The organism is Hydrogenophaga pseudoflava NBRC 102511, assembly GCF_001592285.1.
GTDB lineage: Bacteria > Pseudomonadota > Gammaproteobacteria > Burkholderiales > Burkholderiaceae_C > Hydrogenophaga > Hydrogenophaga pseudoflava.
Genome location: NZ_BCWQ01000032.1, coordinates 1 through 3,077, shown reverse-complemented (window position 1 = coordinate 3,077; position 3,077 = coordinate 1). Strand labels below are relative to the sequence as shown.

The following is a 3,077-nucleotide window of genomic DNA, read 5'->3' as shown; positions in this document are numbered from 1 at the left end:
TCGGAGATCACCATGGACGACAAGTCACACGTTTCGCTGGAGCAGCAGCTTTGTCTGGTGTGCGGCACCTCTTTTGACACGGGCAACATCCTGCTGGATCGTCGCCTGCGCGCGAGCATGAAGCACCACACGACGACGGGCTGGGGACTGTGTCCCGAGCACCAGCGTTTGTTCTCGGAGGGCTTCGTGGCCCTGGTCGAATGCGACCCGCAGCGAAGCGTCACTCCATCGAGTTCAGGCTTGATGAAACCTGAGCAGGCCTACCGCACCGGGCGGCTGGCGCATATGAAGCGGGATGCCTTCGCCCGGGTGTTCAACGTCCCGGTCGCGGCCGAGCAACCCTGTGTCTTCGTCGAACCCGGCGTGATCGAACAACTGCAGGCGATGGTGCCAGCGACGGATTGACGTTGCGCTGGGGCTTCGATGCGCCGCCCCGTGGATCGCGGGAGCGGCGCTTTTCTGTTGCTGCGCCGCGCTGTTGGTGTTGGCCTTCGACCGAACGGGCCCACCTTGTTCTCTCCGGCGGTGCTGCGCAATTCGCACCCCCTGCGCGCCGGTTTCACCGACTTGCCTGGCCTTTGCGGGCGCTCCCCCCGTCAAGGGCCGCTGCGGCGCCCGTGTCCTCGGCTGCGCCTGCGGGCCGCACCAGCGCCTTCGCTTCCTCCCTTGACGGCGCACCCGCGCCGGCCCCAGCTGCTGCCCATGGCCGCGAAGGGCTTCGCGGCCCCTGCGGAGCCCAACACCCAAGGAGAGCGCCGATGCACAACACCGACTGACTTCCGACCCGTTTTCGATGTCTTCCATTGTTTGAACAAGGTCCCCGTGTGGGACAGGAGATTTCACATGAACACCGTTACCCAATCCGAAACCCTGGCCTTGAGCGCCGTGGCTGCTGCGGCAGCCGTCAGCTCTGCGGCAATGACCGGTGACTCCGTCACCGTGCCGGAAGTGGCTCCCTACGAGCTGCACCTGATCCCCTTGTCGCGGCTGCGGCCCTCCAGCCGAAACGTGCGCCAGAGCGGCGGCACGGCCATTCCTGAACTTGCCGCATCCATCGCCCGCGTGGGTTTGCTGCAGAACCTGACCGTCATCACCTCGCCCGATGGGCAATGGTTCGAGGTGGTGGCCGGGCGTCGGCGGCTGGCCGCCTTGAAGTTGCTGGTCAAGCGCCACAAGCTCGCGAAAGACCATCCGGTGCCGTGCCTGCTGGTGCCCGACACCTCGGCCCGCACCGTGAGCCTGAGCGAGAACGTGCAGCGGGAGCCCATGACCCCGGTGGATGAACTGTTCGCCTGGAAGGCGCTGGTGGCCGAAGGCCGGTCGCTGGAAGACATCGCCGCCGACTTCGGCGTCACGCCGCTGGTGGTCAAGCGGCGGCTGCGTCTAGCCAACGTCTCGCCCCGCTTGCTGGCCGACTACCAGCAAGGCGCGGTGTCGCTGGAGCAGTTGATGGCCCTGGCGATCACCGACGACCATGCGGCGCAGGAAGCCGCGTTCTACGAAGTGCCACAGTGGCAACGCAGCCCGGAATCCCTGCGTGACCACCTGACCCGCGACGAGGTGGATGCCTGCCGCGATGCGCTGGCCCGCTTCGTCGGCGTCGAGGCCTACGAAGCAGCGGGCGGTGGCATCCGGCGCGATCTGTTCGCGGACGAGCAGAAGGGGGTGTTCCTCACCGATGCCGCTTTGCTGGAGAAGATGGCCCGCGACCGGCTGACCGATGCGGCCGAGTCGGTGCGGGCCGAAGGCTGGGGTTGGGTGGACATCACACTGCGTGTGTCGTCGGCCGAACTGCACACCTTCCAGCGGGCGCGGCGCTCGCGCCGGGAACCCACCAAGGCGGAAGCCAAGCGCATCGAGAAGCTGGAGGCGGAGCAGGCGCTGCTTCAAGACAAGCTCGACGACGAGGACGACGACCTGAGCGACGACGGTGCGCAGGCTCTGCACGAAGAACTGGACCGGCTGGGCGAGCAACTGGACGCCATCGAACAGACCCTGGTGGTGTACGAGCCCGGCGTCGTGTCCATGGCCGGCGCGGTGGTGTCGGTGGACCCCATGGGGGCTGTGGTGGTGCATCGCGGGCTGTTGCGCGTTGAACAGGTCAAGGCACTGCGGGCGCAGGCGCAGCCGATACCGGACGCACACGCAGGAGGCGAAGGAGGGCCAACAGATGCACCCGCCACCCGGGGCGGTCTGTCGGAGAAACTGGTGCGCCGCTTGAGCGCGCACCGCACCGCCGCCCTGCAAGCCGAGGTGGCCCGCCATCCGCGCATCGCGCTGGTGGCTCTGGTGCACCAGTTGGCGCAGCGGGTGATCCTGGGTGGCTTCGGTGCGTCGCCGGTCAACATCAGCGCCACGCCGCAGGACCGTCTGGAGCAGCATGCGCCGGACGTTGCGGAGGCACCGGCTGCGCAGGGCCTGCGAGCTGTTCGCGAGGCATGGGCATCGCGATTGCCGGAAGACCCGAAAGCCCTGTTTGCTGAACTGCTGGCGATGGAACAGGAAGAACTGCTGTCGCTGCTGGCCCTGTGCGTGGGTCTGACGGTATCGGCCATCGCCCAGCGCGAAGACGAGGCACCCGCCGCTCTGCTCGCGCAGGCGGTGGGGCTGGACATGCACGACTGGTGGACACCCACGGCGGCGGGCTATTTCGACCACGTATCGAAAGCGAAAGCGCTGGAGGTCGTCCAGGTCTTTGCGCCGGGTGAGGTGCAACGGCTGGCGAAGCTCAAGAAGGCGCAGATCGCCAGCGAGGCCGAGCGGCTGGCCGTTGGCTCGGGCTGGTTGCCACATATGCTGGCCGAGCCTGTGCAGACCAGTGAAGCGCTGAACGAGCAAGAGCCGGAGGGTCATCAGGCCGCTTGATTCAGCGACAGGTTTGAAATCCGTCCATTTCATCCCGGCTTCGGCCGGGATTTTTTTGGCGTCTCCGGCACAGCCGGACCGCGCTCTGGTGCTGCGCATCGAGCCACCATGCCACGCGTGTCCTGGCGTCTCGACCCTGTCGGGCGCCGATCGCTGACGCCTCCGGCCGTCCCGGCCTGCGCGCTGCGCTTGCCTGTTTCGCTCAGGCATTT

General features: G+C 67.1%; 2 protein-coding genes. Both read left to right on the top strand.

What is annotated here, in order from left to right:
- Window positions 1-12: 12 nt before the first annotated feature.
- Window positions 13-405, top strand: a complete 393-nt coding sequence (locus tag HPS01S_RS21270; RefSeq protein WP_066161138.1) for an ATPase — start codon at window positions 13-15, stop codon at window positions 403-405.
- Window positions 406-843: 438 nt separating this feature from the next.
- Window positions 844-2,865 carry a ParB/RepB/Spo0J family partition protein gene (locus tag HPS01S_RS21265; RefSeq protein WP_066161136.1) on the top strand — a complete coding sequence of 674 codons (2,022 nt, stop codon included), beginning with the start codon at window positions 844-846 and terminating at the stop codon, window positions 2,863-2,865.
- The last annotated feature ends 212 nt before the right edge of the window (window positions 2,866-3,077 follow it).